The organism is Hydrogenophaga sp., assembly GCF_030373245.1.
GTDB lineage: Bacteria > Pseudomonadota > Gammaproteobacteria > Burkholderiales > Burkholderiaceae_C > Hydrogenophaga.
In genome coordinates this window covers 513,282-538,635 of the sequence record NZ_JAUCZF010000001.1, presented here as the reverse complement: position 1 = coordinate 538,635, position 25,354 = coordinate 513,282, and the positions used below count along the sequence as shown (strand labels likewise).

28 protein-coding genes and 1 tRNA gene are annotated in these 25,354 nt (G+C 64.2%); 22 read left to right on the top strand and 7 right to left on the bottom strand.

What is annotated here, in order from left to right:
- The first annotated feature begins 6 nt into the window (after positions 1–6).
- The 4 genes from QUV25_RS02660 to QUV25_RS02645 all read left to right on the top strand — a co-directional run bounded on the left by QUV25_RS02660 (position 7) and on the right by QUV25_RS02645 (position 1,914).
- Positions 7–120, top strand: coding sequence for a cytochrome oxidase small assembly protein (locus tag QUV25_RS02660; RefSeq protein WP_300861094.1), 114 nt, complete (start codon positions 7–9; stop codon positions 118–120).
- A gap of 34 nt (positions 121–154) precedes the next feature.
- A complete protein-coding gene (locus QUV25_RS02655) occupies positions 155–763 on the top strand; it encodes a cytochrome c oxidase assembly protein (protein WP_300861093.1) in 609 nt (202 codons plus the stop codon).
- A complete protein-coding gene (locus QUV25_RS02650; protein ID WP_300861092.1) occupies positions 760–969 on the top strand; it encodes a DUF2970 domain-containing protein in 210 nt (69 codons plus the stop codon). Before QUV25_RS02655 ends, QUV25_RS02650 begins: the two co-directional genes overlap by 4 nt.
- 63 nt (positions 970–1,032) lie before the next feature.
- Positions 1,033–1,914, top strand: a complete 882-nt coding sequence (locus QUV25_RS02645; protein WP_300861091.1) for a cytochrome c oxidase subunit 3 — start codon at positions 1,033–1,035, stop codon at positions 1,912–1,914.
- A gap of 85 nt (positions 1,915–1,999) precedes the next feature.
- On the opposite strand, the gene QUV25_RS02640 is transcribed toward QUV25_RS02645, so the two are convergent.
- Positions 2,000–2,242, bottom strand: coding sequence for a twin transmembrane helix small protein (locus QUV25_RS02640; RefSeq protein WP_300861090.1), 243 nt, complete (start codon positions 2,240–2,242; stop codon positions 2,000–2,002).
- Between the two features lie 45 nt (positions 2,243–2,287).
- Here QUV25_RS02640 and QUV25_RS02635 point away from each other — a divergent pair, with 45 nt between their 5' ends.
- The 5 genes from QUV25_RS02635 (at position 2,288) to QUV25_RS02615 (ending at position 6,503) form a co-directional block, all read left to right on the top strand.
- A complete protein-coding gene (locus QUV25_RS02635; RefSeq protein ID WP_300861089.1) occupies positions 2,288–3,025 on the top strand; it encodes an SURF1 family protein in 738 nt (245 codons plus the stop codon).
- Positions 3,009–3,689 carry a hypothetical protein gene (locus QUV25_RS02630; RefSeq protein WP_300861088.1) on the top strand — a complete coding sequence of 227 codons (681 nt, stop codon included), beginning with the start codon at positions 3,009–3,011 and terminating at the stop codon, positions 3,687–3,689. Before QUV25_RS02635 ends, QUV25_RS02630 begins: the two co-directional genes overlap by 17 nt.
- 59 nt (positions 3,690–3,748) lie before the next feature.
- Positions 3,749–4,903 carry a heme A synthase gene (locus QUV25_RS02625; RefSeq protein WP_300861087.1) on the top strand — a complete coding sequence of 385 codons (1,155 nt, stop codon included), beginning with the start codon at positions 3,749–3,751 and terminating at the stop codon, positions 4,901–4,903.
- Positions 4,900–5,799 carry a heme o synthase gene (cyoE, locus tag QUV25_RS02620; RefSeq protein ID WP_300861086.1) on the top strand — a complete coding sequence of 300 codons (900 nt, stop codon included), beginning with the start codon at positions 4,900–4,902 and terminating at the stop codon, positions 5,797–5,799. Before QUV25_RS02625 ends, cyoE begins: the two co-directional genes overlap by 4 nt.
- Before the next feature lie 101 nt (positions 5,800–5,900).
- Positions 5,901–6,503 carry an SCO family protein gene (locus QUV25_RS02615; protein ID WP_300861085.1) on the top strand — a complete coding sequence of 201 codons (603 nt, stop codon included), beginning with the start codon at positions 5,901–5,903 and terminating at the stop codon, positions 6,501–6,503.
- A gap of 73 nt (positions 6,504–6,576) precedes the next feature.
- Here QUV25_RS02615 and QUV25_RS02610 read toward each other — a convergent pair whose 3' ends face one another.
- Positions 6,577–7,542 carry a tripartite tricarboxylate transporter substrate binding protein gene (locus QUV25_RS02610; RefSeq protein ID WP_300861084.1) on the bottom strand — a complete coding sequence of 322 codons (966 nt, stop codon included), beginning with the start codon at positions 7,540–7,542 and terminating at the stop codon, positions 6,577–6,579.
- 175 nt (positions 7,543–7,717) lie between these two features.
- On the bottom strand, positions 7,718–8,749 hold the full coding sequence (locus tag QUV25_RS02605; RefSeq protein ID WP_300861083.1) for a CDP-6-deoxy-delta-3,4-glucoseen reductase: 1,032 nt from the start codon (positions 8,747–8,749) through the stop codon (positions 7,718–7,720).
- A 109-nt stretch (positions 8,750–8,858) separates the two neighbouring features.
- Between QUV25_RS02605 and QUV25_RS02600 the strand changes: the two genes are divergently transcribed.
- Positions 8,859–9,779, top strand: coding sequence for an NAD-dependent epimerase/dehydratase family protein (locus QUV25_RS02600; RefSeq protein ID WP_300861082.1), 921 nt, complete (start codon positions 8,859–8,861; stop codon positions 9,777–9,779).
- Between the two features lie 4 nt (positions 9,780–9,783).
- On the opposite strand, the gene QUV25_RS02595 is transcribed toward QUV25_RS02600, so the two are convergent.
- A complete protein-coding gene (locus QUV25_RS02595) occupies positions 9,784–10,758 on the bottom strand; it encodes a calcium/sodium antiporter (RefSeq protein WP_300861081.1) in 975 nt (324 codons plus the stop codon).
- A gap of 103 nt (positions 10,759–10,861) precedes the next feature.
- Between QUV25_RS02595 and QUV25_RS02590 the strand changes: the two genes are divergently transcribed.
- Entirely contained in the window at positions 10,862–11,599 is a 738-nt protein-coding gene (locus tag QUV25_RS02590; protein WP_300861080.1) for a glycoside hydrolase family protein, read from the top strand.
- 21 nt (positions 11,600–11,620) lie between these two features.
- On the opposite strand, the gene QUV25_RS02585 is transcribed toward QUV25_RS02590, so the two are convergent.
- Positions 11,621–11,705: transfer RNA gene (locus QUV25_RS02585), tRNA-Leu, on the bottom strand.
- Between the two features lie 40 nt (positions 11,706–11,745).
- Between QUV25_RS02585 and cysM the strand changes: the two genes are divergently transcribed.
- The 4 genes from cysM (at position 11,746) to QUV25_RS02565 (ending at position 14,744) form a co-directional block, all read left to right on the top strand.
- Complete coding sequence (gene cysM / locus QUV25_RS02580; protein ID WP_300861079.1) at positions 11,746–12,648, top strand: cysteine synthase CysM; 903 nt, start codon at positions 11,746–11,748, stop codon at positions 12,646–12,648.
- 146 nt (positions 12,649–12,794) lie between these two features.
- A complete protein-coding gene (locus QUV25_RS02575) occupies positions 12,795–13,403 on the top strand; it encodes an NUDIX hydrolase (RefSeq protein ID WP_300861078.1) in 609 nt (202 codons plus the stop codon).
- A gap of 24 nt (positions 13,404–13,427) precedes the next feature.
- Entirely contained in the window at positions 13,428–13,655 is a 228-nt protein-coding gene (locus QUV25_RS02570; RefSeq protein ID WP_300861077.1) for a sulfurtransferase TusA family protein, read from the top strand.
- A gap of 48 nt (positions 13,656–13,703) precedes the next feature.
- A complete protein-coding gene (locus QUV25_RS02565; RefSeq protein ID WP_300861075.1) occupies positions 13,704–14,744 on the top strand; it encodes an NAD(P)-dependent oxidoreductase in 1,041 nt (346 codons plus the stop codon).
- 21 nt (positions 14,745–14,765) lie between these two features.
- Here QUV25_RS02565 and QUV25_RS02560 read toward each other — a convergent pair whose 3' ends face one another.
- Positions 14,766–17,651 carry a valine--tRNA ligase gene (locus QUV25_RS02560; protein ID WP_300861074.1) on the bottom strand — a complete coding sequence of 962 codons (2,886 nt, stop codon included), beginning with the start codon at positions 17,649–17,651 and terminating at the stop codon, positions 14,766–14,768.
- Positions 17,652–17,790: 139 nt separating this feature from the next.
- On the opposite strand from QUV25_RS02560, the gene QUV25_RS02555 reads away from it, so the two are divergent.
- The 7 genes from QUV25_RS02555 to queF all read left to right on the top strand — a co-directional run bounded on the left by QUV25_RS02555 (position 17,791) and on the right by queF (position 24,668).
- A complete protein-coding gene (locus QUV25_RS02555; protein ID WP_300861072.1) occupies positions 17,791–18,918 on the top strand; it encodes an SMP-30/gluconolactonase/LRE family protein in 1,128 nt (375 codons plus the stop codon).
- A gap of 462 nt (positions 18,919–19,380) precedes the next feature.
- Positions 19,381–19,803 carry a rubrerythrin family protein gene (locus tag QUV25_RS02550; RefSeq protein ID WP_300861071.1) on the top strand — a complete coding sequence of 141 codons (423 nt, stop codon included), beginning with the start codon at positions 19,381–19,383 and terminating at the stop codon, positions 19,801–19,803.
- 183 nt (positions 19,804–19,986) lie between these two features.
- Positions 19,987–21,336, top strand: a complete 1,350-nt coding sequence (locus tag QUV25_RS02545) for a heterodisulfide reductase-related iron-sulfur binding cluster (protein WP_300861069.1) — start codon at positions 19,987–19,989, stop codon at positions 21,334–21,336.
- Positions 21,337–21,451: 115 nt separating this feature from the next.
- Positions 21,452–22,042 (top strand): DUF3501 family protein, encoded by a 591-nt coding sequence (locus QUV25_RS02540; RefSeq protein WP_300861067.1) that lies wholly within the window; start codon positions 21,452–21,454, stop codon positions 22,040–22,042.
- An 84-nt stretch (positions 22,043–22,126) separates the two neighbouring features.
- A complete protein-coding gene (gene yaaA, locus QUV25_RS02535) occupies positions 22,127–22,903 on the top strand; it encodes a peroxide stress protein YaaA (RefSeq protein WP_300861066.1) in 777 nt (258 codons plus the stop codon).
- Positions 22,904–22,932: 29 nt separating this feature from the next.
- The gene (locus QUV25_RS02530; RefSeq protein ID WP_300861065.1) at positions 22,933–23,814 is read left to right on the top strand and encodes a 2OG-Fe(II) oxygenase; all 882 of its coding nucleotides are present in this window, start codon (positions 22,933–22,935) and stop codon (positions 23,812–23,814) included.
- Between the two features lie 8 nt (positions 23,815–23,822).
- Positions 23,823–24,668, top strand: coding sequence for an NADPH-dependent 7-cyano-7-deazaguanine reductase QueF (gene queF, locus QUV25_RS02525; RefSeq protein ID WP_300861995.1), 846 nt, complete (start codon positions 23,823–23,825; stop codon positions 24,666–24,668).
- 2 nt (positions 24,669–24,670) lie between these two features.
- Here the strand turns inward: queF and QUV25_RS02520 are convergent, their stop codons facing one another.
- Positions 24,671–25,354 carry a Crp/Fnr family transcriptional regulator gene (locus QUV25_RS02520; RefSeq protein WP_300861063.1) on the bottom strand — a complete coding sequence of 228 codons (684 nt, stop codon included), beginning with the start codon at positions 25,352–25,354 and terminating at the stop codon, positions 24,671–24,673.

Sequence of the window (25,354 nt, the reverse complement as noted above, 5' to 3'; positions counted from 1 at the left end):
ACAACCATGAAACCGAACGAGCAGAAGAAGCACAACCTGCGCCTGGCGCTGATCCTGGCTTCGGTGGCCGCAGCTTTTTTTCTTGGTTTCGTGAGCAAGATGACCCTGTTCGGCGGCTGAAGTCCGGCGAGCCCTTTTAACCAGAGCATTGACCATGGGATTGAAACGCGAGAATTTCAAAATGGTGGGCAAGCTCGGCGTGATCACGCTGGGCATGTTCGCCTTCGGTTATGCGCTGGTCCCAATCTACCGCGCCATCTGCGAGGTGACGGGCATCAACATCCTGGCCTTGTCCGAGCGTGATGTGCCCGGCCGTTCCAAGGCGCCCGCCAACACCCAGGTGGACCGCTCGCGCACCATCACGGTGGAGTTCGACGTCAATGTGCGTGGACCCTGGCACTTCAAGCCCGAAGTGCGTTCTTTGCAGGTGCATCCGGGTGAGCTGACCACGGTGCTTTACGAGTTCCAGAACATCCAGAACCGCACCATGGCGGCGCAGGCTATTCCCAGCTACGCGCCCAAACAGGCCATGGCGCATTTCAACAAGCTCGAGTGCTTCTGCTTCACGCAGTACACCCTGGCACCTGGCGAAAAGAAAGAGTGGCCGGTTGCATTCGTGATCGACCCCAAGCTGTCCAAGGACGTGTCGACCATCACGCTCTCGTACACCTTCTTTGAAGTCGGTGGCAAGGTGCCAGCGGCGCCTCAGGAAGTGGCGGTCACACCCGTACAGTTGCCCAAAGCGGTGGAGGGGGCGGTGTGAGCGATCTGCCGATCCACCTTCGCAAGGGCTCGATTGTGGGCACGGTCAAGGCCGTGCTCTGGGGGTTTCTCGGTGTGCGTCGCCAAGCAGACTACCAAAAAGACATCGCCAGCCTGAACCCGATTCACATCATCGTGGTTGGCGTGGTCATGGCCTTGTTGTTTGTGGGCGGGCTGATCGCGCTGGTCAACTGGGTGGTTCGCTGATTGCGGATCATCGCAACTCTCGGTATTTTTAATCTAACAAGCGACAAGCGTTTAGGAGTGAGCATGTCTTCAGCCGCACACGGCACCACGCCGTACTACTTCGTCCCGGGCCCTTCGCGCCATCCGGTGATGGCAGCCATCGGCCTGTTTTTCGTCATCATGGGGGCGGGGCAGTGGGTGAACGGGGTGGGTTGGGGCGCCTACTCGGTCGCTTTTGGCCTGGCGTTCTGGTCAGTGGTGACCTACCAGTGGTTCCGCGATTCGGTCAGCGAAAGCCAGAGCGGTCTCTACGGCCGCAAGATTGACCTGTCCTATCGCTGGAGCATGAGCTGGTTCATCTTCTCCGAGGTGATGTTCTTTGGCGCCTTCTTCACCGCACTTTGGTGGGCTCGCACCCACTCGGTACCGGCCCTTGGCAACATCGAGAACGCGCTGCTCTGGCCCGACTTCAGCTCAGTCTGGCCCAGCGTTCAGGCGGGTGCCACGGCTTCACCGGCCGGCATCGTTGACCCGTTCCAGACCATGGGTCCGTTCTGGCTGCCCACGATCAACACCGCGTTGCTGCTCACCTCGGGCGTGACGCTGACCATTGCGCATCACGCCCTGCAGGCCGGCCAACGCGCCAAGACCATTGGCTTCATGTGGATCACGGTGTTGCTGGGCATCGTGTTCCTGGGCGTACAGGGCTACGAGTACTACCACGCCTACACCGACCTGAACCTCAAACTCAGCTCAGGCATCTTCGGCTCCACGTTCTTCATGCTGACCGGCTTCCATGGGTTCCATGTGTTTGTGGGCATGTTGATGCTGCTGTTCATCACCCTGCGCCTGCAAAAAGGCCACTTCACCGCCAAGAGCCATTTTGGCTTCGAAGGCGCAGCCTGGTACTGGCACTTTGTGGACGTGGTGTGGCTGGGGCTTTACATCCTGGTCTACTGGATGTGATGACCGGGGCGCCCCGGCGTCCTCTTGGCCCAGGAAAAAAAGCGCCGACCGGCGCTTTTTTCTTGAGATGGGCCCGAACGCCAGTTCAGGGCTGTACCGGCAATCCGGTGGGCTGGATCCAGCCCATCCAGTAACTGATGAGCACGACCACAAACAGCAGCACCGAAAGCCCGACTCGAAACGCCAGGGCGCGCGCCATGCCGTTGCGGGGAGGGGTCTGGGTGTCGGCGTTTTCGTCATCGTGCTGGCCACCCCGCATCATGAAGACCAGCGCCGCGCCCAGACTGCCGATAATGGCCACGAAGCTGGCGATAACAAAGTATTTCATGACCACCATTATCGGTGCCGTGCCCGTTCGCATGGGGACGTGGTCATGAGTCACCGAGGGCGGCGCTTCTGGATCGTCACCGCAGCCACCGTGATCACCCTGGCGATCACCGCTTCGCTGGGTCGCTGGCAACTGGACCGGGCGGCGCAGAAGGAAGCGCTGCAGGCCACGGTAGATCAGCGATCCGCTCTCCCAGCCCTCAATGAGCAGGCCGTGCTTGCTTCGAGTGACTTGCAGGATGAGATTCACCGGGCTGTGCGCTTGCGCGGCCATTGGCTGCCGCAAGCCAGCGTGTTCCTAGACAACCGCCAGATGAATGGCCGCACCGGCTTTTTCCTCATCACGCCGCTGCAGCTGACCGGCAGCGATCAGGCCGTACTGGTGCAGCGGGGCTGGGCACCGCGAGACTTCACCGACCGCAGCCGGGTACCCACCGTGCACACGCCCACTGGCGAAGTGGTCATCGAAGGCCGTTTGGCCCCGCCACCAGCCAAGCTATACGAGCTCGGCGAGGCCACGCCGGGACCGATCCGGCAAAATATCGAAGTGGCGGCGATGGCCGAGTCCTTTGGTTTGCGCCTGCTGGAGGTCTCGGTCGTGCAGACCGGTGACACCGCAGACGGCCTCTTGCGCGAGTGGCCTCGAGTGAATGCAGGCGTGCAAAAGCATTATGGATACGCCGTGCAGTGGTTTGCTCTGTGTGCACTGGCCGCTCTGCTGTACCTCTGGTTCCAGTTCATTTCCCCCCGCCGAAAGCCCGATCCCCATGGCCCAGTTGCCTGACGAACCCCTCACCCTGACCGTGCACAGTCTGCCGCAGCTGGACCAGGCGAGCTCGCGTTCAGCCGCCGCCACGCGATCAGGCCGCTGGAAGATGCTGGCGCTCTTCCTGGTGTGTGCGGCGCCGGTGATTGCGTCTTACTTCACTTACTACGTTATCCGGCCCGAAGGCCGGCGCAACTACGGTGAGCTGATCCAGCCGCAGCGCCCGATTCCCGGCCTCACGGGCGTGAATGCTGCGGGGCAGACGGTGCCGCTGTCCAGCCTGAAAGACCAGTGGCTGCTGATCAGCGTGGCCGACAGTGCGTGCGACAACGCGTGTCAGGACCACCTCCTGCTGCAGCGCCAGCTGCGCGAGACCCTGGGTCGGGAGAAAGGCCGGCTCGACTGGGTCTGGCTGCGCACCGGCGACGCTGCACTCACCGAGCCGCTGCAACAAGCCACCGCCGCCGCCGATGTATTGCGGGTCGACGCCTCCGAGCTCGCCAGCTGGCTGGAGCCCGCGCCCGGTCAGCGCCTGGAAGACCACCTGTACGTGGTCGACCCTCTGGGCAACTGGATGATGCGTTTTCCCGCCAACCTTGACCCCAAGCAAGCCAAACGAGACCTGGATCGTCTGCTGCGCGCCTCGGCGTTCTGGGACACGCCAGGTCGCAAACTGCCCTGACATGAAACTGCTGCACGCACCCGAGATCGCCGCTCCCGCCGGAGCCGGGCATCCCTGACATGGACATCCAGCCACTCTACGACCTCGCTCCCATCGCTCGCATCATGCTGCTGGGCGTGGTGATTGCACTCGGACCTCTGGCCTGGGTCTGGCTTCGCAACCGCGATGCGGCGCCCGCGCAGCGCCTGCGCGTGCTGACCCTGGTCACGCTGTTCCTCACCTTCGACCTCGTTTTGTTCGGGGCCTTCACCCGGCTCACTGACTCCGGACTGGGGTGCCCCGACTGGCCGGGCTGCTACGGCAGCGTGAGCCCGGTCGGTGCCAAGGAATCGATTGCGGCAGCCCAGGCCGCCATGCCCACCGGACCGGTCACCTTCTCCAAAGCCTGGATCGAGATGATTCACCGCTACCTCGCCACTGGCGTGGGTGTGCTCATCCTGGTCCTGGCGGCGGTGAGCTGGGTCGAGCGGCGCAGGCTCACGGTGTCGTTCTGGTGGCCCATGGTGACCCTGGTCTGGGTCTGCCTGCAGGGTGCTTTTGGTGCGCTCACCGTGACCATGAAGCTGTTTCCCGCCATCGTCACGCTGCACCTGCTCGGGGGCATGGCCTTGCTGGCCCTGTTGCGCGCGCAGTCCGTGGCCTACGAGTTGTCCGCGCCCGACAGCGTGGGACTTATCGGCGTTCCTGCACTGGCCCGCCGGGTGCTGGTGGGCGTGGTCGCGTTGCTCTGGGTCCAGATTGCGCTGGGCGGCTGGGTGAGCACCAACTACGCCGTGCTTGCCTGCAGCGACTTCCCGACCTGTCAGGGCAGCTGGTGGCCAGAAATGGACTTCGCACACGGCTTCACCCTGTGGCGCGAACTGGGCATGACACAGGCCGGCTACGGTCTGCCTTTTGCCGCCCTCACGGCTATTCACTATGTTCACCGCCTTAGCGCCTATCTGGTGTTTGCTGGCATGGGCTGGCTGGCCTGGTTGCTGTGGTCAACGCCGCAAACCCGTCGCATCGCCAAGGGACTGCTGCTGCTGGCTGCCTGGCAATTCGCCAGCGGACTGACCAATGTGGTGCTGGACTGGCCCTTGCTGGCTGCGCTGGCGCACATCGCGGGCGCCGCTGCCCTGGTGATTCTCACGACCAGCGCGCTCATGAGCACCCGCAGCGCCGACCAAACCAGCGCTGCGCCCGCCCTGAACCTGTCACGATCGACTCCATGAGCACCGTCTCCTCCTCTGCTGTCGCCCTGCCTTCGGCCTGGCGCCAGTACCACGCGCTGACCAAGCCGCGCGTGATCCAGCTCATCGTGTTCTGCGCGCTGATCGGCATGGTGCTGGCGGTGCCGGGAGTGCCGGGCTGGGCCGACGTGCAACTGGCCGCCATTGCCTGTTTCGGCATCTGGCTGGTGGCTGGCGCGGCCGCGGCGTTCAACTGCGTCGTCGAACAGCACATCGATGCCAGGATGAAGCGCACTTCGTGGCGGCCGACCGCCAAGGGAGAGCTGAGCAATACGCGCACGCTGAGCTTCTCGGCCGTGTTGTGCGCTGCCGGTTCGGCCATTTTGTACTTCTGGGTCAACCCGCTGACCATGTGGCTGACCTTCGCGACATTCGTGGGCTACGCAGTGATCTACACCGTGATCTTGAAGCCACTGACGCCGCAGAACATCGTGATCGGCGGCGCCTCAGGCGCCATGCCGCCGGTGCTGGGCTGGGCTGCGATGACAGGTGTGGTCGCACCCGAGGCGCTGATCCTGTTCCTCATCATCTTCCTCTGGACCCCGCCGCATTTCTGGGCGCTGGCCCTGTACCGGGTGGAGGATTACCGCAAGTCCGGTCTGCCGATGCTGCCAGTCACGCACGGTTCGGAGTTCACCCGGTTGCAAATCCTGCTCTACACAGTGGTGCTTTTTGCCGCCTGCCTCATGCCCTTCATCATGCGGATGAGTGGCTGGTTTTATCTGCTGTCGGCCGTGATCCTGAGCATCGGCTTCTGTACCTATGCGTTCGTGTTGTGGCGCGATTACTCCGATGCGCTCGCGCGCAAGACTTTTCGCTTCTCGCTCATCCATTTGTCGTTGTTGTTTGCGGCACTGCTGATCGATCATTACATTTGATCTCCCTGCACCGCGCTGCGCGCGTCGCCCCCCAGGGGGTGGCCCGCTAACCCGGTTCCGCGGTGCCTGGGAACCAAGCACCTCACCCCGGTCTAATCACGATGAAACTCCTCTCTGTCTCCCGTCGTCGTTGCTTGTTGGCTGGCGCTGCGGCGTTGGCGCTTTCGGCTTGCGGTGAAACCAAGGTCCCGTTCACCGGCATCGACATCACGGGTGCCGACTACGCCACCGGGTTCTCGCTGACCGATCACAACGGACAGCCGCGCACCCTGGCCGACTTCAAGGGCAAGGCGGTGGTCATCTTCTTCGGCTTCACCCAGTGCCCCGATGTCTGCCCGACTTCGATGACCGAAATGGCACAGGTCAAACAGATGCTGGGTGCTGACGGCGAGCGTTTTCAGGGGCTCTTTGTCAGCATCGACCCCGAACGCGACACGCCCGAGATCATGAAGGCCTACATGGCCGCCTTCGACCCCACCTTTCTCGCGCTCTACGCCAAGCCAGAGGAACTGCCCGAGGTGGCCAAGAGCTTCAAGATTTACTACAAGAAGGTGGTGGGCAGCTCGCCCGAGACCTACACGATGGACCACTCGGCGGGCAGCTACGTGTACGACCCGCAGGGTCGCGTGCGCCTCTACCACCGCTACGGCACGGGTGCGCAGGCACTGGCCGACGACTTGAAGAAGCTGCTGGCCGGCGGCTGATCGCCCGCTGCTCGCATTCAAAAAGACGGCACCCTTGGGTGCCGTTTTCTTTTGGGTTGCTTGCTCTGGCGAATCAGTCGACGCGCGCGCCGCTGATCTTGACCACACGCTCGTACTTGGTGCGCTCGCTCTTCATGAAGGCGTCGAAAGCCTCTGGCGTGCTGGGTGCAGGTTCGGCCATGAGGGTGGCGAAGCGGGCCTTGACTTCAGGCGTTCGCAGCGCCTCGGTGAAAGCGGCGTTGAGCTTGCGCACGGTCTCTGGCGGCGTGCCAGCCGGTGCAAACAGGCCCCACCAGGTGTCGATTTCGAACCCGGGCAGAGTCTCGGCCAGGGTCGGCACATCGGGCATCACCGCGCTCCGCTGTGCTGTGGTGACCGCCAGGGCCTTGATGCGGCCAGCTCGGATGTTGGCCGCGGCGGTGGCGAGGTTGTCGATGTTGAAGTCGACTTGGCCACCGAGCAGTGCGGTCTGCGCAGGGTTGCCGCCGTTGAAGGGGATGTGCACCGCGAAGAACCCGGCTTGGTTCTTGAACAGCTCGCCAGCGAGGTGACCCGCGCTGCCGTTGCCGCCCGAGCCGTAGTTGAGCTTGCCTGGATTGACTTTGGCGTACGCGATCAGGTCGGCCACCGAGTTGATGTTGAGCCGCTTGGCCGCATCGGCATTGATGACCAGCACGTTGGGCACACGCAGCATCTGGGTGATGGGCACCGTGTCCTTCACCGGGTCGTATGGCAGGGTCTTGAACAGCCAAGGGTTGATGCCATGCGAAGCGGTGGTGGCCACGCCGATGGTGAGGCCGTCGGGCGCGGCCTTGGCCGCAGCAGCCACGCCGATGTTGCCGCCTGCTCCGGCCCGGTTCTCGATGATCACTGTGCCCAGCGAGCCCTTGACGGCTTCGGCGAGCACGCGCGTGGTTACATCAATGGGACCACCAGCGCCGAACGGCACGATGATGCGCGTGGTGGTCTGCGCCATGCCGATGGCGGGCCAGACCAGGGCGGCTGCGAGTGCGGTGTTGAGGATGCGGCGGTGGATCATGGATTGGTCTCTTTCGCTTCTGTGCCATCGCGAGGTGGCTGTGAGTGGAAGGGTGAAGTGGGAGTCTAAAGGGCCTGTGCGCGCGACGGGTCTTCTCCAATCAACACCGCGGAACCGGCTTTGCCGGGCCGCAGGTGTTGCCCTTTGAGGGACGGAGCGCAGCGACGGGGGTGGGTCAAATTTTGTCCGCCGCACTCGTGAACGAGTCGGCAAAGAATTCTTCGGCTGGCAGCCCAGCCAGCGCGCTGAAGTCGGTGCGGGCCGACTCGATCACGATGGGTGCGCCGCAGGCGTAGACCTGATGACCGGACAGATCGGGAAAGTCTTCCAGCACCGCGCGGTGAACAAAGCCGGTGCGGCCGGTCCAGGCGTCTTCGGGTTGCGCGTCCGACACCACCGGCACGTAGCGCAGCTGCGGCATCTCGGCTAGGCGCGCTTCGATCCAGGCTTGTTGGTACAGGTCGGCCGGGCGGCGGCCGCCCCAGTACAAGGTGGCGGGCCGGCTGATGCCCTTGAACTGCATGTGTTCGATCAGCGCCTTGATCGGTGCAAAGCCGGTGCCCGACGCCAGCAGCACCATGGGCTTGGGGCTGTCTTCTCGCAGGTAAAAGCTGCCGTAAGGCCCTTCGATGCGCAGGATGTCTTTTTCCTTCATCGCACCAAACACGTGGTCGGTGAACTTGCCACCTGGCATGTGTCGCAGGTGCAGCTCCATCTGCGGTGCGGCGCTCTGGGTATGTGGCGCGTTCGCCATCGAATAGCTGCGGCGCTCGCCATCGCGCAGGAGAAACTCGACGTACTGACCTGCGTGGTACTGAAACGTGTCACTCGCGGGCAGCTGCAGGCGCAGCACCATCACGTCGGGCGAGGCGCGCTCCAAAGCGCTCACGCGCACCGGCATCTTCTTGATGGCATAGGCGCCAGCTTCCGTGACTTGGCGCGACTCCAGCACCACATCGCTGTGCGCCACACCGCAGCAGGTCAGCACAAAGCCGGCTTCTTCTTCCTCGGCGCTCAGCGCCTTGGACTGGTGAGGTCCGTGGACCACGCTGCCACTGAGCTTCTTGCACTTGCAAGATCCGCAGGCGCCGTCCTTGCAGCCGTAGGGCAAGCCGATGCCCTGGCGAATGCCGGCGGCCAAGATGGCTTCATCCGGGCCGGCGCTGAAACTGCGCCCGCTGGGCTCGATGGTGATGGTGAATGTCATACTGATTGTCAGGAGAGCGCACACCTGCACGCTGCGGTGTGGCAATGGCAAACCGCCATTCTCGCAAATTCGACAAAGGCCGCGATGCGGCAATGGCTTGGGGACTGGCATGGGCTTGATGGGCGCATTGCCCGCGCGCTTTCGGCGCGAGCGGGTGTTGATCGTGGGCTGTGGTGATGTGGGGCAGCGGGCGGCAGCAGTGCTGGGCGCAGGCCGGCGCCTCACGCTGCGCGCCCTCACCTCGTCACCCGATCGCCGCGCCGAACTGCGCGCGCGGGGCATCACGCCGCTGTTGGGCAACCTGGACGATGCGCGCGGCCTGGCGCGCCTGGCTGGTCTGGCTACGCGCGTGCTGCACCTGGCGCCTCCGCCCTCGGGCGAGCCGGTCGACTGGCGATTGGATCCGCGCACGCGAGGCTTGGTGCGTGCGCTGATGCTGCGCTCGCTGCCGAGCACCCTGGTCTATGGGTCCACCAGCGGTGTGTATGGCGATCAGCAAGGGCGTTGGGTTTCGGAAGCCACACCCGTGGCGCCGCTCACGCCTCGGGCCTGGCGGCGCGTGGATGCAGAGGCGACGGTGCATTGGCTGGGTCGTGCCAGCGGCGTGCGCACCACGGCGCTGCGCATTCCTGGCATCTACGCCGTTGACCGCGATGGTGGCACGCCGCGCGCGCGCCTGATGCGCGGCACTCCGGTGCTGCAGACCGAAGACGATGTGTTCACCAACCACATCCATGCCGACGATCTGGCGCGGGCCTGTGCGCTGGCGCTGTGGCGTGCCCGTCCCCAGCGCAACGTGAATGTGAGCGACGACACCGAGATGAAGATGGGCGACTATTTCGACTTCGCCGCCGACCTCTACGGTCTGCCGCGCCCGCCGCGCGTGCCGCGCGCTGAAGCAAGCGAGCGCTTGCAGCCCATGGCACTGAGCTTCATGAGCGAGTCGCGCCGCCTGCACAATCAGCGCATGAAGCACGAACTGGGCTTGCGCCTGCGCTATCCCACCGTGCGCGAGGGGCTGGAGGCGTGAAGGCTCAAGCGGTCGGCGCCAGGGTGCTGAGCAGCCAAGCGGTGTAGCCCAGGTAGATCGCCACCAGCAATCCGCCCTCGAAGCGGTTGATCCGGCCTGGGCCGCGAAATCCCCAGCCCAGAACAAACAGCAACACCGTCAGACCCGCCATCACCGGCAGGTCGCGCGTGAGCAGCGTGGGCTCGATGTCCATCGGCGCGATCACCGCTGCCAGTCCCACGACCGCCAGGGTGTTGAACAGGCTGGAGCCGAGCACATTGCCCAACGCAATGTCGTCTTCCCCCTTGCGCGCCGCGACCACACACGAGGCCAGCTCGGGCAGCGAGGTGCCGATGGCCACCACCGTGAGGCCAATCACCACGTCGCTCACGCCCAGCGTCTGTGCGATCGTTACGGCGCCCCACACCATCAGGCGCGAGCTGCCCACCAACACCAGCAAGCCCAGTCCCAGCCACAACAGGGCGCGGTTCAGCGGCATCGCGCCGGCGCTCAGCTCGGTGGCGGTCTCCAACGCCAGCGAGTCGCGGCCCTGCCCGCGCGCGGCCACGATCGACCAGGCGATCAACCCGCCAAACACGGCAAGCAGCAACACGGCGTCCCATCGCGTGAGCAGACCGTCCCAGACCAGCAGCGCGGAGAGCGCCGTCACTGCGATCAATATCGGCAGCTCCTTGCGGAGGATCACCGACTGCACCGCGATCGGCGTGATCAGCGCGGTGATGCCCAGGATGAGTGCCATGTTCAGGATGTTGGAGCCCCAGGCATTGCCCAGCGCCAGGCCGGGGCTGCCCTGTGAGGCCGCGAGTACCGACACCACCATTTCCGGGGCCGAGGTGCCAAAGCCAACGATCAGCATGCCCACCAGCAGCGGCGGCATGGCGAAGTGGTGGGCGGTGGCTGATGCACCGTCCACGAATCGGTCGGCGCTCCACACCAGCAGGACAAGGCCTGCCAGCACGGCGAGGGATGGCAAAAGCATGAAGAAAACCTGAAAGCGGGCTGAGCCGGTGAATGACAATGCCCATTGTCTCAGCACAATTTCGGCCTCCCGACTTGGCGCGCCACGCCTGTTCCATCCCACCATGCATTTGCCCGACGCCGAAACGTCTGCCTTCGATTCGTCCGCCACGCAGGCGCGGCGCTGGGGGCGGCGTCTGCTGCATTCGCGCTGGGCCCTGATGGCACTGGCGGTGGCGCTCATGCTGCTGCTGTTGTGGGTCTGGCGCCCGCTGATGCTGATCCCGGGTACGCAGCAACTGGTGATGCCCGGAGGTGACCCGCACTTGCGCGCGCTCATGCGCACCATCTCGGCAGCCGAGTCCAATGTGATGCGGCCGTACCACGTGTTGCACGGCGGTGGTGCGGTGGGTACGCTGGAGCGCCACCCGAACCGCTGTGAGGCCATCGGCCAGGGGCCCAACCGAGGCAACTGCTCGACCGCCGCGGGCCGATATCAGCTGCTCTACAGAACCTGGCTGGAGCTCGCGGCGCGTTACCACCCCGATCGAACAGACGACGCGCTCGACGCCGTGAGCCTGAGCTTTTCGGCGCTGAATCAGGACGTCGTGGTGCACGCCTGGCTGGCCGACCCGCGGCCGTGGCGAACCGACCTTTCAGCGCAGTTGCGCCAGGGGCGCGTGGTGCCGGTGCTCCGCCGGCTCTCTGGCACCTGGACCAGCCTGGGTTACGGCATCGAGACCAACAGCATGAGCCGCGAACTGCCAGGTCTGTACCGTCGACTGCTGAGCGACGAACTGGACCGTGCCGAGCGTGGCGAGGCCGCTGGGGACGGCGGCAAAAAAAAAGCCGCACAGCGCTGAAGCGCTGTGCGGCCTGTAAGGTGGTGCCCGGGGCCGGAATCGAACCGGCACGCCTTGCGGCGGGGGATTTTGAGTCCCCTGCGTCTACCAATTTCACCACCCGGGCTGAAACTCGTGCAGCCCGAAATTATGGCACAGTGCCATCCATGAACTACCCAACGATTGAAGACGCGATCGGTCAGACGCCCCTGGTCGCACTGCAGCGGATCGGTGCTGCGGAGAACCGCGCGAAAGGCAATGTGCTGCTGGGCAAACTCGAGGGCAACAATCCCGCCGGCTCGGTCAAGGACCGGCCCGCGGTCTCGATGATTCGGCGCGCCGAGGAACGCGGTGACATCCACCCGGGCGACACGCTCATTGAAGCCACCTCGGGCAACACCGGTATTGCGCTGGCGATGGCCGCGGCCATCAAGGGCTACCGCATGGTGCTCATCATGCCGGAGGACCTGTCCATCGAGCGGGCGCAGACCATGAAGGCGTTTGGTGCCGAGCTTATCCTCACGCCCAAAAGCGGAGGCATGGAATCGGCGCGCGACCTGGCCGAGCGCATGCAGGCCGAGGGCAAAGGTCGAGTGCTGGATCAGTTCGCCAACGAAGACAACCCGCGCATTCATTACGAGACCACTGGCCCCGAGCTGTGGGCACAGACGCACGGGCGCATCACCCACTTCGTGAGTGCCATGGGCACCACCGGCACCATCACCGGCGTCTCGCGGTTCCTCAAGGAAAAGAACCCGGCCGTGCGAATCGTGGGCGCGCAACCGCAGGAGGGCTCGCGCATTCCGGGCATCCGCAAATGGCCGGTGGAATACCTGCCCAAGATTTACGATCCCAGCCGCGTTGACGAAATGGTTTACGTGAGCCAGTCGGATGCCGAGGACATGTGCCGGCGCCTGGCACGCGAAGAAGGCATCTTCGCCGGCATCTCGGCTGCCGGCGCTTGCTGGGTGGCTATGCAGGTGGCGCAGCAAGTGGAAAATGCCACCATTGCCTTCATCGTCTGCGACCGGGGTGACCGCTACCTGTCGACTGGCGTGTTCCCGGCATGAGGATGACCACCCCCGCGCCGCTGTGCGTCACCCCCCCACGGGCTGATACCTGCGGCTCGGCGGAGCCGGTTCTGCGGTATCCCTGAGAAGGACTCCCCTTCATCCTCAGCATTTCTGGCCCCGAGAAGTGCACCTCTTCGAATCCGATGATCACTGAGTACCGGTTTTGTCCGATTTGTGCCTCGCCGCTGGCCTTGCGAAGCGAGCTGGAAGACGCGGGCCTGACCGAACGGCTGCGCTGCCCCGCATGCGACTTCACGCACTGGAACAACCCCACGCCAGTGTTGGCGGCCATCGTCGAGCTCGACGGCCATGTGCTGCTCGCGCGCAATGCGGCGTGGCAACATCGCATGATGGGGCTCATCACCGGATTCATGGAGGCGGGCGAGACGCCAGAGCAGGGCATCGCGCGCGAAATCGGCGAGGAGACCGGGCTCAGCGTGAGTGCACTCGCTCTGGTGGGGGTTCATGATTTTCAGCGCATGAACCAGGTCATCATCACTTACCACGCGGTTGCCCACGGAGAAGTGCGGCTCTCGCCTGAGCTGGCCGAGTACCGGCTTCTGAGACCCGAGCAGGTGAAGTGCTGGCGAGCAGGTACCGGTCTGGCGCTTGCCGACTGGTTGCGCAGTCGAGGCCACGAACCGGTGTTCATGGAATGGGCCTCCGCCGCGGAGCCGAGTGCCCCCGCGCCGGACGATGGCGCCGGCCAGCCAGGTTTGCATCCGTCGGCACCGCCCGGTCAGGCCGCTTAGAATCGGGTCTCCCAAGGATTGACCATGAACGCAGACAAAGAACTTGATGCACGCGGCCTCAACTGCCCATTGCCCATTCTCAAGGCCAAGAAAGCCCTGGCCGAAATGACCAGCGGTCAGACGCTGCGCGTGGTGTCCACCGATGCCGGCTCGGTGCGCGATTTTCAAGCCTTTGCCAAGCAGACCGGCAACGAGCTGCTGGAGCAGCAGACCCAGGGCAACGAACACATTTCGGTGCTCAAGCGCCGCTGAATTCACCATCCACCGGCGGATCTGAACCGTTCCTGCTCTTCACCGGCCATGGAAGTCCTGCTGATTGATCCCCTGGTGCCCGAGGCGCTGGCCTGGTTGCAGGAGCGACATGAGGTGAGTTTTCGTCCCGAGTGGGGTGACGATCCGATCGAGCTGCGCAAGAACGCCTACAAGACCCGCGCCCTGGTGCTGCCGCCGCACGTGGTGGTGTCACAGGAATTCCTCGATTTTTCGCCCAAGCTGCAGGTGATTGCCCGCATGCAGATCTCCAGCGACAACACCGATCTGGAAGCCTGCGCGCGGCGCCGGGTGCGGGTGGTGCAGGCGCGCAGTGCGACGGTGCGCTCCAACGCCGAGTACCTGTTGTACGGCCTGCTCATGCTGTACCGGCGCGGCATGATCAGCGCGCTGTTGGGCCGCAAGATTTCTCAGGTGCGCATGGGCCGCGAGCTCGCGGGCAGCACCGTGGGCCTGCTTGGTCTGGCGCCAGTGGCGCACACCCTGGCTCCCATGCTCAAGAGCCTTGGCGTTCGCCTGCTGGGCTACGACCCCGCGGTCCACCACGCTGCGCCTCTCTGGGACAAGCTGGGTGTGGAGCCGGTGACGATCAACGAGCTGCTCGCGCGCTCGGATGCGGTTTCGCTGCAGGTGGTTTACGCCTCGCGTTTTCGTGGCTGGATCAACGAGCGCCTGCTGAGCCACTGCAAACCTGGCCAGCTCTGGGTGGGCGTGAGTCGCAGCTCGCTGTTTGATATCGAGGCCCTGGCCCTGGCCCTGAGCGACGGGCGCATCGACGCCTGCCTGCTCGACGGTGCCAACCCCTCTTTCGCGGCCGCCGGCACGCCTTTGTACGACCTGCCCAACCTGCACCTCACGCCGCGGCTGGGCTCACACACCCGCGAGGCCAAGCTGCGCGCAAGCTGGTACGTGGCGCACCGCATTCACGAAACCCTGTCACCCTCGGTGGCCAAGGAAGAAAGCCGTCACAGCGACTTCTCCGTGCTCGACAGCCTGGATTACGCCGAGCAGGAAGATCCGCAGTCGGTCACGCCGTCGCAGTGGGACTCGATCGAGTCTCACCAGCGCTGAGGTCTGGTGCCTGGTGCGCGCTCACAGGCGTGCGATCTGCTCGCGCAGCTTGGTGAGTGTGGCGCCGAAGTCGGCCACACGCTGCTTCTCCTGATCAATCACCGCCGCTGGCGCCTTGGCCACGAAGGCCTCGTTCGACAGCTTTGCGTTGGCCTTGGTGACTTCGCCCTCCAGCCGGGTCACTTCCTTGGTCAGGCGGGCCTTCTCGGCGACCACGTCAATTTCCATGAACAGGCACAGGCGCGCAGCCCCGACCATCGCCACCGGAGCAGCCTGCGCCGCAGCCGACCAGCGAGCTTCGTCGGCAAACACCTGAACCTCGCTCAGCTTGGCCAGTGCTTGCAACACAGGTGCCACGGCGGTCATGAACTCGGCATCGCCCAGTACGTAGAGCGGTAGCCGGGTCGCGGGCGAGACGTTCATCTCGCCGCGCAGCGTGCGGCAGGCATCGACCAGGCTCTTGAGCCTGTTCACATGCGCCTCGGCCTCTGCGTCGATGCGTTCTGGCTGGCTCACCGGGTAGGCGGCGATGCTCACCGATTCGCCCGCGCGCCCGGCCACGGGCGCCACCGTCTGCCACAGCGCCTCGGTGATGAAGGGGATGACCGGGTGAGCCAGCCGCAAAATGGTTTCCAGCGTGCGGATCAGCGTGCGCCGTGTGGCGCGTTGCTGCGCTTCGCTGCCGGTGTGGATCTGCACCTTGGCGATTTCCAGGTACCAGTCGCAGAACTCGTTCCAGACGAATTCGTAGATGGTGTTGGCCACGTTGTCGAGGCGGTACTCGGCAAAGCCCTGTGCCACCTCGGCCTCCACCCGCTGCAGAGTCGAGACGATCCAGCGGTCGGCCTGGCTGAACTCCAGGTAGCCGCCCGGCAGGCATTCGGCCGCGCCATGCTCCTTCAGTCCGCAGTCCTGACCCTCGCAGTTCATCAGCGTGAAGCGGGTGGCGTTCCAGAGCTTGTTGCAGAAGTTGCGGTAACCCTCGCAGCGCTTGCTGTCGAAGTTGATGCTGCGACCTAGCGAGGCCAGTGCAGCGAAGGTGAAACGAAGCGCGTCGGCACCGTAGGCCGGGATGCCGTCTGGGAATTCTTTCTCGGTCTGCTTGCGCACCTTGGGCGCGGTCTCGGGCTTGCGCAGTCCGGTGGTGCGCTTGTCCAGCAAAGGGGCGAGCGAGATGCCGTCGATGAGGTCCACCGGGTCGAGCACGTTGCCTTCGCTCTTGCTCATTTTCTGGCCCTGCGCATCTCGCACCAGGCCGTGGATGTAGACGTGCTTGAACGGCACTCGGCCGGTGAAGTGCGTGGTCATCATGATCATCCGGGCGACCCAGAAGAAGATGATGTCGTAGCCGGTGACCAGCACGCTGCTGGGCAGGTAGAGGTTGTAGTCGTCGGTAACGGCATCGCCTTGCTCGGGCCAACCCATGGTTGAAAACGGCACCAGCGCTGACGAATACCAGGTGTCGAGCACGTCGTCGTCGCGCCGCAGCTTTTTGCCGGGTGCCTGGGCCTGCGCTTCGGCCTCGTTGCGCGCCACGTAGACCTGGCCTTGCTCGTCGTACCAGGCCGGAATCTGATGACCCCACCAGAGCTGGCGGGAAATGCACCAGTCCTGGATGTTGTTCATCCACTGGTCGTAGGTGTTGACCCAGTTTTCTGGAACGAACTTCACCTCGCCCGATTTCACGGCCGCAATGGCTTTGTCTGCGATCGAGGTGCCGCTGGTGTTTTTCTCGTTGCCCTTGGACTGCATGGAGACGAACCACTGGTCGGTCAGCATGGGCTCGATCACCTGGCCGGTGCGCGCACAGCGCGGCACCATGAGCTTGTGTTTTTTGGTCTCGACCAGCAGGCCGGCGGCTTCCAGGTCGGCGACCACCGCCTTGCGTGCCACAAACCGGTCCATGCCGCGGTATTTGTCGGGCGCGTGTTCGTTGATGGTGGCGTCGAGTGCCAGCACGCCGATGATGGGCAGCTGGTGGCGCTGGCCCACGGCGTAGTCGTTGGCATCGTGTGCCGGCGTGACCTTGACCACGCCGGTGCCGAATGCGCGGTCCACGTACTCATCGGCGATCACCGGGATTTCGCGATCGCACAGCGGCAGCCTCACGTACTGACCAATCAGCGCGCTGTAGCGTTCGTCTTCCGGGTGCACCATCACGGCCACATCGCCCAGCAGGGTTTCCGGGCGGGTGGTGGCCACGGTCAGCGAACCGCTGCCGCTGGACAGCAGGTAAGCGATGTGCCACATGAAGCCGTCTTCTTCCTCACTCTCCACCTCCAGATCGGAGACCGCGCTCATCAGCACTGGGTCCCAGTTGACCAGGCGCTTGCCGCGGTAGATCAGGCCCTGCTCATACAGACGAACAAAGGTCTCGGTCACCACGGTCGAGAGCTTGGGATCCATGGTGAAGTACTCGCGGCTCCAGTCCACCGAGTCGCCCATGCGGCGCATCTGCGTGGTGATGGTGTGGCCGCTTTGCTCCTTCCACTCCCAGACCTTGGCCACGAAGTTCTTGCGCGCTTCAAGCGGCGTGGGTCCCATGTCGTGGCGGCTGATGCCCCGTTCCTGCAACTGGCGCTCGACCACAATCTGGGTCGCGATGCCCGCGTGGTCGGTGCCAGGTACCCAGACGCTGTTGAAACCCATCATGCGGTGGTATCGCGTCAACGAGTCCATGATGGTCTGGTTGAAAGCGTGCCCCATGTGCAGTGTGCCGGTCACGTTGGGGGGCGGCAACTGGATGGCGAACGCTGGGGCTCCCGCCTTGGGCTTGCCCGTGCCTCGAAAGCCCGCGACGCCGTAACCGCGCCGTTCCCACTCCGGGCCCCAGTGGGCTTCCAGGGCGGCGGGTTCGAAAGACTTCGACAGGCTGTTGAGGCCGGGCTGTTCGGATGGGCTGGACATGCTGTGATCGGGATTGGATGACTGGCCCGAGGCGCTGCGGGGTGCGCGCGGGCGAAGCGTCGATTTTACGGGGCTGCCTGTGCGACAGGCGCGGGCCGCTCCGCGCCGGGACAATGGCTGATCCTTGAGGAGATGCCCCATGAGACGCTGGTTGGTCGCGCTGTTGCCCGTGGTGGGCGTGCTGGCAGCCTACCTGCTGGCCTGGCCGGTGCCGATCGAGGCCCGGGTCTGGGTGGCGCAAGCGGATGCTGGCCACACGGGCCCGCACGCGGTCAACACGGCGCTGGCGGACCTGCAGACCTTGGACCTGGGTGGAGAAGAGGGCCCGGAACACGTTCAGGTGGGGCCGGATGGCTGGCTGTACGTGGCGGTGGCCAGCGGCAAGCTGCTGCGCATGCGGCCAGACGGATCTGAGCGCCAGGTGTTTGCCGATACCGGGGGGCGCGTGCTCGGTTTTGATGTGGACCGCGCCGGCCACCTGATCGCCGCCGATGCGGTGCGAGGTCTGTTGCGCATCGACCCGGCAGGGCAGGTCACGGTGCTGGTGGACCTGGTGGAAGGCGTGCCGATGCTGTACGCCGACGCGGTGGCGGTGAGTCGCGCTGAAGGGTCTGCGGAACGGTTCTATGTGTCGGACGCTTCGCAGCGCTTCGGAGCCCGCGACTGGGGAGGTACCTTCGAGGCCAGCTTGCTTGACATCATTGAACAGTCGGCCACCGGCCGGGTGCTCGTGCATGAGCCGGCCACAGGCCAGACGGCGGTGGTGGTGGAGGGCCTGTCGTTCGCCAACGGCGTGACACTGTCGGCCGACGAGCAGACGCTGTTCGTGGCGGAGACTGGGCGCTATCGCATCTGGGCCGTACCGGCGTCCGCGCGCAATCTCGACCTGTCCCAGGGACCAGCGGGCGGCGCGCGCATCGTGTTCGACAACCTGCCTGGCTATCCGGACAATCTCATGCGCGGTCTGGACGGTCGGATCTGGGTCGGCCTGACCAAACCCCGCAGCCCGTTGGTGGACCGCATGGCCGCGCACCCGCTGCTGCGTGAGATGACGCTGCGCTTGCCGCGTGCGCTGTGGCCCATTCCCCGGGCCTACGGTCACGTGTTTGCGTTCACCGAAGACGGGCGGGTGGTCGCCGACTGGCAGGATCCGAGCGGGGCTTACCCGGAAACCACCGCGATCACCGAGACGCCAGACCGGCTCTATGTGCAGAGCCTGCACGCGCGGGCGCTGGGCTGGCTGCCTCGGCCCGAGAGCTTGCGCTGAATCAGCCGTTCAGCGAAGGCGTGCTGAGCGGGGGCGATGCAGTCGCCTAGCGGCGCAGCGAACCCGTCAGCGGTAGAGCTCGGCGATCCCCTTTCACGATCACCACGGCATGGCGCATCGCGGGCACGCCTTGCAGTTTGGATTTTGGCTCCAACGGGTTTTCAAGTGGCCCACAACCAGCACGCGTGCTCAATCCGTGGCCCCTCCGTTTCCCGGTGGCGGTGTCCGCGGCTTCACCAGCGCTTCGGGGTGACGGGTCTGAGGAGGATTCTGTGGTGCACTTGTTGATGGCGATGAGAACGGTTATCAGTTGAGCACACCCGATAGTCCTGAGCAATTTGTCACATAGGGCAGAACAATTAGACGCAGTGCGCCCAGGCGCGTAAGGTCATTTTCGTCTCAGGGGCTGCCCATCCCGGCTGGCCCATTGAGCGTTTCTTCAACCCCAACCAGGAGATATCCATGGCCGCATTGAAAGGCTCGAAAACCGAGCAGTGCCTGAAAGACGCCTTCGCCGGCGAATCCCAGGCCAACCGCCGCTACCTGTACTTCGCGAACAAGGCCGACATCGAAGGCCAGAACGACGTGGCAGCCCTGTTCCGTTCCACCGCCGAAGGCGAGACCGGACACGCCCACGGCCACCTGGAGTTCCTGGAGCAATCGGGTGATCCCGCCACCGGCATGCCGATCGGCTCGACTCGCGACAACCTGGCCTCCGCTGTGGCCGGCGAGACGCATGAGTACACCGACATGTACCCAGGCATGGCCAAGACCGCCCGCGAAGAGGGTTTCGACGAAGTCGCCGACTGGTTCGAGACGCTGGCCAAGGCCGAGCGCTCGCACGCCAACCGTTACCAGAAAGCTCTTTCAGAGCTGGTGGACTGAAGTCCTCCCTTCTCCGCTGACGCGGCTTCCCCTCAGGGGAACGACACCTGCGGCCCGGCAAAGCCGGGTCCGCGGGGTCAGCTGAATTTCCCCTTCGCTGGTGTGTTCTTGCAAGTGCTTTGAGACCTTTCAGAGTGCTTCCAAAAGTCCGCGACAACATCCCCCTCAAGAGGAGTTTTTCCCATGGCCACCGAAGGCAACCTTGAAGCCCCCACCCGGCACGCGCTGGACTGGAAGAACCCCGATTTCTACAACGAGGAAAAGTGCTTCGACGAGCTGGAGCGCATCTTCGACATCTGCCACGGCTGCCGCCGCTGCGTGAGCCTGTGCGGCTCGTTTCCCACGCTGTTCGATCTGGTTGACGAGAGCAAGACGATGGAGGTCGACGGGGTCGACAAAAAGGACTATTGGAAGGTTGTCGACCAGTGCTACATGTGCGACCTGTGCTACATGACCAAGTGTCCGTACACGCCGCCGCACGAGTGGAACCTGGACTTCCCGCACACCATGTTGCGCGCCAAGGCGATCAAGTTCAAGAAGGGCGAGGTCGGCACCGCTGAGAAGCTGCTTGCCTCCACCGATGTGCACGGCCAGTTCGCCGGCATTCCCATCGTCGTGCAGGCAGTCAACGCCATCAACAAGACCCAGACGGCGCGCGGCCTGATGGAGAAGTTTGCCGGTGTAGACAAAGATGCCTGGCTGCCTGAGCTGGCAACCAAGAAATTTCGCTCGGCTGCGCCCGATGCACAGGCGAAGCAAGTGGTCGACGGCGAGAAGACGCCGGGCAAGGTGGCGATCTTCTCCACCTGCTACATCAACTACAACGAACCTGGCATCGGCTTGGATCTGCTCAAAATCCTGGATCACAACGACATACCGTACACCCTGGTCGAGAAAGAAAAATGCTGCGGCATGCCCAAGCTGGAGCTGGGCGACCTGGAGTCGGTGCAGGCGAGCAAGGAGGCCAACATCCCGGTGCTGGCGAAGTACGCCAAAGACGGCTATGCCATCCTCGCGGCTGTGCCCAGCTGCGCGCTGATGTTCAAGCAGGAAATTCCGCTGATGTTTCCCGACGACGCAGATACCCAGCTCGTCAAGGAACACATGTGGGACCCGTTCGAGTACTTCATGGCGCGCAAGCGCGATGGCCTGCTCAAGACCGAGTTCCCTCAAAAGCTGGGCAACATCAGCTACCAGATCCCTTGCCACGGCCGCGTGCAGAACATCGGCCGCAAGACCGAAGAGATGCTCAAGATGATTCCGGAGACCACGATCAACACGATCGAACGCTGCTCTGGCCATGCCGGTACCTTCGGCGTCAAGAAGGCCACCCACCAGCAGGCGATGAAGATTGGCAAGCCGGTGTTCCAGGCCATGGCCACCATGAAAGACGGTGCCAAGCCCGACTACATCAGCTCGGACTGCCCACTTGGCGGCCACCACATCGCGCAGGGTTTTGAAGTCAATGGCCATGGAGCACCCGAGCTGCAGCACCCGCTGAGTCTGGTGGCCAAAGCCTACGGGTTGAAATGACGCCCGCGCTCTTTCGCTGCGGGAGATGCGTTTTGCCTTGGGACGGCCCGGCGGCAACTTGGTATTTCTTGGGCGAAATCAACCATTCGGCCCAAATCGCACAGGAGTGATCTACATGCAACTCACCGGACACATCACCGCCGACAGCCTCATGACGCTGGAGGCTTACACCAAGTGGCGCAAGCTGCACAAAGCCGACGTCATCGCGCACCGCAAGCTGCGCAGTGTGACGCTGGGCGAACACATCAACCTGCAATTCGAAAGCGAAACCACCATCCGATACCAGATCCAGGAAATGCTGCGCATCGAAAAGGTGTTTGAGGAAGAGGGCATCCAGCAAGAGATCGAGGCTTATGCGCCGCTCGTGCCGGACGGCAGCAACTGGAAAGCCACGATGATGATCGAGTACACCGACATCAACGAACGCAAGCGCGAGCTGGCTCGGCTGATCGGCGTGGAAGACCGGCTGTTTGTCGAGGTCGAAGGCATGCAACGCGTGTACGCGATCGCCGATGAAGACCTGGACCGCGAGAACGACGAGAAGACCAGCGCGGTGCACTTCGTGCGTTTCGAGTTCACGCCGCCCATGAAGGCCGCAATCCAGGCGGGCGCAGCCGTCAAGCTCGGTTGTGACCACACGCATTACCCGGCCCATGTACAGATCGGACCCGAAACCCTGGCCAGCCTGGCGGGTGATCTCAAGTAAAGCGCCGCTTTGGCCATAATCAAGGCTTCCTGCGGGAGGCCTTTTTTTCGGCCCGATCTGCCGGCACGCCGAGCCCACTCCACCATGCTGTTCCTCATTTCTCCCGCCAAAGCGCTGGACTACACCACGCCGCCACCCGTCAAGACGCACACCCAACCGCTTTTCGCTGGCGATGCCGCGGAGCTGATTTCGGTGCTGCGCGAAAAATCGCCGCAGCAGGTGGCTGAGCTCATGAACTTGTCGGATGCGCTCTCGGGCCTCAATGTGGCGCGTTACCAGGCCTGGTCGCCCAAGTTCACCGCGCGCAACAGCAAGCAGGCCGTGCTCGCCTTCGATGGTGATGTGTATGGCGGCCTGGACGCCAAGAGCCTGTGCGCTGAAGACCTCGACTGGTTGCAGCAGCACCTGTGCATCCTGAGCGGCCTCTATGGCGTTTTGCGGCCGCTGGACCAGATGCAGCCCTACCGGCTGGAGATGGGTACGCGCCTGGCCACATCACGAGGCAAGAACCTGTACCAGTTCTGGGGCCGGCAGATCGCCGACTACCTGAACGAGCGCGCCCTGGCCGACAAGTCGCCGGTGGTGGTCAACCTGGCGAGCGAAGAGTATTTCAAGTCGGTGAACCTGAAGGCGCTCAAGCCGCGTGTGGTCACCTGTGTGTTCGAGGAAAGCAAGGCTGGGCAGCACAAGGTGGTGAGTTTCTTCGCCAAGCGGGCGCGCGGCCTGATGGTGCGGTTCGCGGTGCAACACCGGGTTTCCACACCCGCGCAACTGCAGGCTTTCGATGCGGAAGGCTACCGTTTCACACCCGGCGCATCGGGCCCTGACCGACTGGTGTTTCGGCGCCAGTCGACCAGCTGAACTGGCGCGCCACCTCAGGAGCAGCGCACATGAGCCAGAGCGTCACCCCCGAACTGCGGCAATGGATCGTTGAGCAGGCGTTGGCGGGCCACCAGCCCGAAGCGGTGCTGGACGCCATGGTGAAGGCCGGCTGGACCGAGGACGTCGCGGCGATCGCGCTGGAAGAAACCTTGCGTGATCACCTGCGCCAGCGCGCTGCAGGCAAGCCGGTGGCGCAGGTGGTGGCCCCCGCCCAGGCGACGACCGCGCAGGGCGTGCGGGTGCCTGATGTGGACTTGTCGGTCTCATCAGGTGAGGTGGATGTGGGTGATCGCCGGGTGCAGGTGGTGGCCAGCCTGCAGTCGCCGCGCGTGCTGGTGCTCGGTGGTCTGTTGTCGGGCGAAGAATGCGATGCATTGATTGCCGCTGCGCGACCGCGCCTGGCGCGCTCGCTCACGGTGCAGACGAAGACCGGCGGTGAAGAGCTCAACCCGGACCGCACCAGCAATGGCATGTTTTTCAACCGCGGCGAAAGCGAGCTGTTGAGGAACATCGAAAGGCGCATCGCGCGCTTGCTGAACTGGCCGGTGGAAAACGGCGAAGGGCTGCAGGTGCTGCACTACCGCCCAGGCGCCGAGTACAAGCCGCATTACGACTACTTCGATCCAGCCGAGCCCGGCACGCCCACCATTCTCAAGCGCGGCGGCCAGCGAGTGGCCACACTGGTCATGTACCTCAATCAGCCCGAGCAGGGCGGTGGCACGACCTTTCCCGATGCCGGTCTGGAAGTCGCGCCACAGCGTGGCAACGCGGTGTTTTTCAGCTACGACCGTCCCTCGCCTGCCACGCGCACGCTGCATGGCGGCGCGCCCGTGATCGCCGGCGAAAAATGGGTGGCGACCAAATGGCTGCGCGAAGGCGAATTCACGTGACCTCTCGTTTGACCACACCAGAAGACTCCCAGCTCGGCAAGGTCTCGGCTTATGTCGACCAGTACGACGCGTCCTTGCTTTTTCCCTTGCCGCGCGAGACCAAACGCCTTGAGATTGGCATCCAGGGCAGCCTGCCTTTTCTCGGGGCTGACCTCTGGACCGCGTTTGAGCTTTCTTGGCTCAACCTGCGCGGCAAACCCCAGGTGGCGCTGGCTCACATCACCGTGCCTTGCGAGAGCACCCACATTGTCGAGAGCAAGTCGTTCAAGCTCTACCTCAACAGCTTCAACAACAGTCGCTTCGCCAGTGCCGAGGCGGTGCGTGATCGATTGCGAGAAGACCTGAGCGCCGCCATCTGGCACGGTGGGCCGATGCTGGCGTCCACCGGGGTCCGGCTGTTGCTGCCGGAGCAGTTTGGCAGCGAATCGGTGCGTGAGCTTGACGGTCTGTTGATCGACCGGCTGGATGTGGAGTGCGAGCTGTACCAGCCTGCACCGCAGTTGTTGAGCGCGGCGCTGCACGAGCAGCCGGTGGAGGAGACGCTGGTGAGCCACCTGCTCAAGAGCAATTGCCTGGTGACGGGCCAGCCAGACTGGGGCAGCGTGCAGATCCGCTACAGCGGGCCGCAGATCGATCAGGCCGGCCTGCTGCAGTACATCGTGAGCTTTCGCAACCACAACGAATTTCACGAGCAGTGCGTCGAGCGCATCTACATGGACATCATGGCGCGCTGCAAACCAACCAAGCTCAGTGTGTATGCGCGCTACACCCGGCGCGGTGGACTCGACATCAATCCCTGGCGCAGCAGCCACCCACAGCTGCCACCCGCCAACGTGCGCACTGCGCGACAGTAGTGCTACTTTGACAGCGCACGCAGCGCGTCGATGTCCAGGATTTCCAGTTCGCCGCGTTGCAGCGCAATCAGGCCCTGGTCTTTCATCGCCTGCAGGATCTGGTTGGTGGTCTGGCGCGAGATTCCCAGCATGCGCGCCAGGTCGTCCTGGGTCACGCTGATGTGGCGGCGAAATCCGCCTTGGGTGGCAATGGGCTGCGTACCTTGGGCCAGCACCAGCAGGCGCTGCGCCAGCCGCTGGCTGGGTGGCAGCAGCATCTGCGCCTCCATGCTCACCAGAGCGAGCCGCAGCTTGTTGGCCATCAGCAGCCCGAGCTCGCGCCAGTGTGTCGGGTGCTCGTGCAGCCAGTCGCGCAGCGCCGCCTGCGGGATGTGCCACAAGGTGGTGGTCTCGGCAGCATGGGCGTTGTGTGTGCGCGGTGCATCGTCGAACAGACCGATTTCGCCAAACCATTCGGGTGGCGTGAGCACAGTCAGCACCGCCTCTCGAGCGGACTCGCTGCCTCCGCCGTGGCCGGAGAAGCGCATCGCGCCGGACACCAGGCCATACAGGCCGCAGGGCGCACCTTCGCGCAGAAAGAGCGCTTCGCCTGCCTGGAGCGTGCGCAGCCGACCAAGGCTCAGCAAGGCCTGGGCGAACTCAATCGGCAGGCGCTGGAACCAGCGCCCCTGCGTGAGTGGGTTCAA